General features: G+C 65.4%; 6 protein-coding genes. 2 read left to right on the top strand and 4 right to left on the bottom strand.

Going from position 1 to position 5,521, the window contains the following annotated elements; all coding sequences use genetic code 11:
- The 3 genes from AWC19_RS04985 to AWC19_RS29570 all read right to left on the bottom strand — a co-directional run.
- Positions 1-1,307 (bottom strand): replication initiator (locus tag AWC19_RS04985; protein ID WP_245848744.1); only part of this gene is annotated, 1,307 nt, incomplete at its 3' end.
- The gene (locus AWC19_RS04980) at positions 1,300-2,742 is read right to left on the bottom strand and encodes an FtsK/SpoIIIE domain-containing protein (protein ID WP_019732903.1); all 1,443 of its coding nucleotides are present in this window, start codon (positions 2,740-2,742) and stop codon (positions 1,300-1,302) included. The genes AWC19_RS04985 and AWC19_RS04980, both read right to left, overlap by 8 nt.
- Positions 2,743-2,841: 99 nt before the next feature.
- Entirely contained in the window at positions 2,842-3,186 is a 345-nt protein-coding gene (locus tag AWC19_RS29570; protein WP_019732904.1) for a hypothetical protein, read from the bottom strand.
- 253 nt (positions 3,187-3,439) lie between these two features.
- On the opposite strand from AWC19_RS29570, the gene AWC19_RS04970 reads away from it, so the two are divergent.
- A complete protein-coding gene (locus tag AWC19_RS04970) occupies positions 3,440-4,237 on the top strand; it encodes a hypothetical protein (RefSeq protein ID WP_011725681.1) in 798 nt (265 codons plus the stop codon).
- A gap of 7 nt (positions 4,238-4,244) precedes the next feature.
- Positions 4,245-4,712, top strand: coding sequence for an NUDIX hydrolase (locus AWC19_RS04965; RefSeq protein ID WP_011725682.1), 468 nt, complete (start codon positions 4,245-4,247; stop codon positions 4,710-4,712).
- A gap of 13 nt (positions 4,713-4,725) precedes the next feature.
- Here the strand turns inward: AWC19_RS04965 and AWC19_RS04960 are convergent, their stop codons facing one another.
- Positions 4,726-5,262, bottom strand: a complete 537-nt coding sequence (locus AWC19_RS04960) for an HD domain-containing protein (protein WP_019732905.1) — start codon at positions 5,260-5,262, stop codon at positions 4,726-4,728.
- Between the last annotated feature and the right edge of the window lie 259 nt (positions 5,263-5,521).

Below are 5,521 nucleotides of genomic sequence, written 5' to 3'. Positions count from 1 at the left end.
AGAGACTCACGCGATGGCCCTCTTACGTCAGGGACCGACACGCCGCCATCACTTACACCACTCCCCGGGACGCTCCCGGTCGAGTAGCGGCGGGACTTGCTGGTGATGTGCCCGCGGAACCCGAGGGTGTGCAGCCACCGCCGAATACCCGACACTCCGTTGTCAGCGAGGTCGCTGATGGTGGTCAGGATGGCCCGCACATGCTCGGATACATCCAGGTCGGGTATCGATTCGGTGGACAGCCGGCGGACGCTGATCCCGAGATCGGCCAAAGATTTAGTCACGTATTTGGCCAGATAGCGAGCAACCCGCCGGCCCGACAGTGCCCGGCTATCCGGTGAACAATGTTCTGCTGTCAGCGCATTCGTCGAGTTAGTGGGTGCGGTGATGGGTTGGGTATCGATTTGGGGACCGAAGGCGATCACCCGCACGCCGCCCTCGGTGGTGGGGTCGTGGACGGTGAGGGTGACGGTACGGGCGGCGTGCTGGATGATCATCGCGAGTTCGGTTGCACTGATTGGTGATTCCCAACCGGTCTGATCGGGATCCTCGTAGGGGTCGAGGCGGATCAGGGCGTGGATGTGCGGGATGGCGCGGGCTTGCATTTCGACGACTTTGAGAAAGCTGACCCGCACGTCATCCGGATCGGCCCCGGCGGCTTTCAGATGCCTGCGGAGTGCTCGCCGCAGGGTGATGGTGAATCGTCGCCACAGCTCAGGCAGATGCCAGGTGAACAGCACATGCCCGAAATAGTCGTAGCATTCCCGGCAGAGCGGCTGGCCAACCTGTGGATCGGTGTGGTCGTGGATAGTGCTGCACCACAATGGATTTCTATGTGAACAGCGCCGGTAGCCACCGATGCGGTCATGATCGCGGCACACACCGTGTCGGGATCCGCTGGGGTCTGTGGGTGTGGTGGTGTGGACGGCCCCGAAGCTGGGGGCGGTCAGCGTGAGAAACACTTGCGGACGATCAGCGACGGCGGCGGGCATGTCGTGGTGGCCGCCCGCGGCGCCGGCGTGCACGAGTTGCCACGTGTCGCGGGCGTAGAGGTCTGAGCAGGAGGGGCAGATGTGGGCGCGGCGGTTGTTGCACCGGGTCCACACCACCTGCTGGCGTCCGTAGTCTTCGGTGCCCGTGAGTTGGATGGGATGGGCACAGAACCCGACGGATTCCGCGCGTCGCCACCAGGATTCGTATCCCATCGAGGAGGCGCGGCGCACCATCTCATCGACCACCCGGGTGGTGTCGACCGTGTCCGGAATGCCTGGCAGGGCGAGCTGGGCCGGTGGTGTGGAGCTATTCACCGCTGGCACCTCTGTTGGTGTCACTGTCGCCCGTCGTTGAGGCCTGGTCGCCACTGGGCCGGCGCGCGGGGCGGCGGAATCGGGCCGCGAGGGTGGTGATGTCGTGGTCGGTGACGTGGAAGGCGCGTACCCGCACGGATTGGGTGCTGCCGTCGATGAGCATGTAGCCCACACCGGGGGTGGCATCGGGGATGCGGTCGCATTCCGCCCCGGCATCACGTGCTCCTTGTCCCAGCACCATGGTGGTTTGGGTGGCTTCGGTCAGCCGCAACCCGATCCGCACGGTGAACAGTTGCCGGACCGGCAGGGTGTCTTTGGCGGGGTCTTGCACTGCGGCCACCACCGAGATCCCCACCGCGCGGCCTTGGGAGAGCAGTAGCCCGAGCAGTTGTTCGATTTCGGTGCGGATCTTGCGGTCGGTCACATACGCGGTGAGCGCGGCGATCTCATCGATCAGGACCACAAACAGCGGGTCGGCCGGTGTCGGGGTGTGCAGGCGGGTGTGGCCGCGCAGACGATTTGCGCGGGCGTGCATCACGTTCACGAGCTGGCGCAGGAGTTGGAGGGTGGTGTCGGTGGCGTCGTGGCTGAACACGGTGAACATGGGTGCGCCGGCGCCCAGTTCCATGCCGCCTTTGGGGTCGATGACACACAGCCGGACCAGCCCGGTCTTGATCGCGGGGGCGATCCCGGCGATCAGGGACCACAGCACGCTGCCTTTGCCCGCGCCGGTGGCCCCGGCGACCAGGAGGTGATGCCCGAGCAGCGGCATCTGCCAGTGGTGGCGGGTTTCGGTGATCCCGACCCGCACCGATCCCAGATCCACCGGAGTCGACGATGTAGGCATGGGCAGCGCGATCGGTTCGGCCAGCACGTCCCCGCGCATCAGCGCGATGCGTAGTTCCCCGGGTGTGGTGGCGGTGATGGTGATCCGGTCGGCGCGCCAGGCCGCGGCCAGCGCCTCGGATTGTTGGTGCCAGTTAGTTAGGGATTGGCCGGTGACGATCCGCACCGCCAACACATCGGTGGTTCTACCGATCGTGACGGTGCGCAGGGTCGGAGTCAGGGTGCGCTCACCAAGTTTGGCGGTCAGGCCGTGCAGGGTGCACGTCGATTCCCAGGTGCGGGTGTAGCGCGACCAGGTCAACCAGCGGCGCCGTACAGGTTCGGTCACCCACGAGCAAAACGAGCCTGGGTCTAGCCAAGCCCACCCCATATATCCGGCGCCGAACGCGATGGCACCGACGATCCCGGCGCGGGGTCCGTGGGTGATGCCGAGAGTGAGGCTGGCGATGATCGGGACACTGATCGCTGGGAACAGCACGGCCCACCACAGCAGATATCCCGCGGCGGTCAACAGTGATATGACCAGATCGCCGAACCAGTCGTCATTGTCCGATTGAGTGTTGTTGGTGTTCTTATTGTTTGATGCCATGACGGTGTGTTCTCCGTGTGTGCGTGGACGAGCCAGTGGTCGACGGCGGACCCGGGCCGAGGCGCGGCACGTGCTGGTGTCGCGCCTCGGCAGCGGGTGCTATTTCTGGGTGCGCGACCCCGGCTCACCCGCCGGGGCGCCGGCTGTGGCGCCGGTGATGGCATCAGCGCGGAAGGCCACACCACTGCGATCGCCTTGCGCCCACGGGATGGCCACCAGGCTGGTCACCGAGACCGGTTGGGTGACCCCGACGTTCGGGTCACCGGCCACCGTCACATTGAGCACTTCGCCGCCAGTGTCATCCAACGCCAGCAACTGCACCGAATGCTGCGGCAGCCCGGTGGCAGTGTCGATTTTGGGGCTGCCGGTCTCAAAGTTCAGCCGCGGCTCAGCCGCACGGGTGACGATGAACCGTGTCCCTGACGTATCGATTCTCAAACGCATTGTCCTGTAGTTCCTTTCGTGAACCGTATGCGCCCTTGCGGCGCTGAACTCAGTTCACGTGGACACCACCGACGTAGCCAGGGACATCTAGCGGCATTGCCGACATCGCCGGCGACATTCCGGACACCACCGGGACATACCCGTGGACATCACGTGGGCATCACCGCCGCGGGGTGGCACCACGCGCATGGCAAACTAGACGCCACGCGCTGGCGATACACGGAGACGACACGGAAAGATGTGCGCTGAGACGATGGACGATCACGACGGCAAGGCGGCCGCGATCCCCAACAATCGCCTCATGCAGCGGCTGCAGGCCAAGGGACTGTCCCCGCAGCGCTTTGCCACCGCGATGAGCGTGGATGTCAAGACGGTGCGCCGCTGGCTGTCCAACACCAACTACAACATCCGCGAGGACAACGCGCGGCGCGCAGCCACGCTGCTGGGCTGCACGCCGCACGATCTGTGGCCCAATCAGTACTCGCCTACTATGGCGAGCGCATTGGCGACCATGTCACCAAGTGGCCCGTTCACCGCGACCCTGTATGCCAGCCGCACCCAGCTACCGATCAGCGCGTGGCAGCAGCATTTCGCCGACGCCACCACCAGCATCGACATCCTCGTGCTGGCCGCCACGTTCCTGTTCGACACCCTCGACGGATTCCTCGACACCCTGCTCGACGCCGCCGCCCGCGGCGTGGCGGTGCGATTCCTCGTCGGCGACCCCGACACCGCCACCATGATCCTGCGCGGCGTGGAGGAAGGGATCGGTGAAGCCGTCATCGCCCGCTGCCGCACCTCAGTCGAGCTGCTCGCCCCACACGCCGGCACCCCGGGACTGGACATCCGCACCCACGACACCACGCTCTACACATCCATCTTTCGGGTCGATGACGCCATGATCGTCAACTTCCACATCTACGGCTCACCCGGACGCAACAACCCCGTACTCGTACTGTCCCGTCACCACGAACCCCGGCTCTGGGCCACCCTCGAAGAGGCCTTCACCCAGGTGTGGGACCACGCCACACCCCTAACGACGAAAGGCTGACCCGCCGATGCGCACCGACTACTACAACGACCCCAACGCCCCACGGCCTAACAGTGTCGTCCCCTCGGCTTCGGCGATCGTCGCTGACGAACGCGGTCGAATTTTGCTGATCAAACGCCGCGACAACACCCTGTGGGCGCTACCCGGCGGCGGACACGACATCGGCGAGACCATCGAACAAACCGCTGTGCGCGAAGTCAAAGAGGAAACCGGGCTCGACGTCGAAATCACCGGCCTGGTCGGTGTCTACACCAACCCGCGGCACGTCGTGGCATTCACCGATGGCGAAGTCCGCCAACAATTCTCCTTGTTGTTCACCACCAGGGTGCTCGGTGGTGAGCTGGCCATCGACCACGAAAGCACCGACATCGCCTGGACTGATCCCGACGACATCGCCGACCTGGACATGCATCCCTCGATGCGTCTGCGGATCGAGCACTACCTGCAACACCGCGACAGCCCCTACCTCTGCTAACCCCATGCAGGGGTTACAGCCAGCCGCGCACCCGACCCACCGCCGCCAGCAACTCCTCGCGGCCAGCATCGACCGCCCGGTGCACCGGATCCTGCGGTCCATAACGCGCCAACACCTCACGCAGGCGGTCCTCAGCTGATACCGGCGTGCCGTCAGGTCCGGTCGTCAAATCGCAAAACGTCAACGCATCCATCACATCGCGCGGCGGTTGGACGAAAGCCCCTAAACCGGAGACGCCACGCTCGGATGCCTCCAGGTGCGCGCCGGTATGAAACGCCACCAACGACGCGACCAGCTCCCCGAAACCGGCCGACCGGACGAACACCGCGCCATCGAGCGGATGAAAACCGGTTCGGCGCACCGACGGTGCATACCCGATATCGTGCAGCCACGCCGCCGCCACCAGACAATCCGCCGCCTCGCCGGCGAAATGCTGACTCAGCCGTTCCGCCGCAGCGGCCACACCCCGCACATGCGCCAACCGCCGCGGCTGCTCAGCCAGCCGTGTCTCGGCCTCCCGCCGTGCACGCTGCGCCACCGCCCCGCTCATGCCAGCCAGCTTACGAGCCCCAGTATCACGTCGCAGTATCTCCACCGCAGCAGCACTTACTGAGCGTCCACCCATCTCCAACCACTATGTGGCGGCTACCTGCGGGCTTCGCTTCGCTCCCTCTGCTCCCGTCCGCTGGCGCTCCCGTCCGCGCCGGTCGCTACGCTTCACCCTCCGTCCGCTGGCAATGTCAACTTGAAGTGGCCCCAGTGTGACGGCTAGTTTTGGCCCCCCCTTCGCGGTGCGTTGGGATTTTCTG

Origin of the sequence: Mycobacterium palustre (genome assembly GCF_002101785.1) — a bacterium.
Classification (GTDB): domain Bacteria; phylum Actinomycetota; class Actinomycetes; order Mycobacteriales; family Mycobacteriaceae; genus Mycobacterium; species Mycobacterium palustre.
This window is presented reverse-complemented; position numbering and strand designations above follow the sequence as displayed.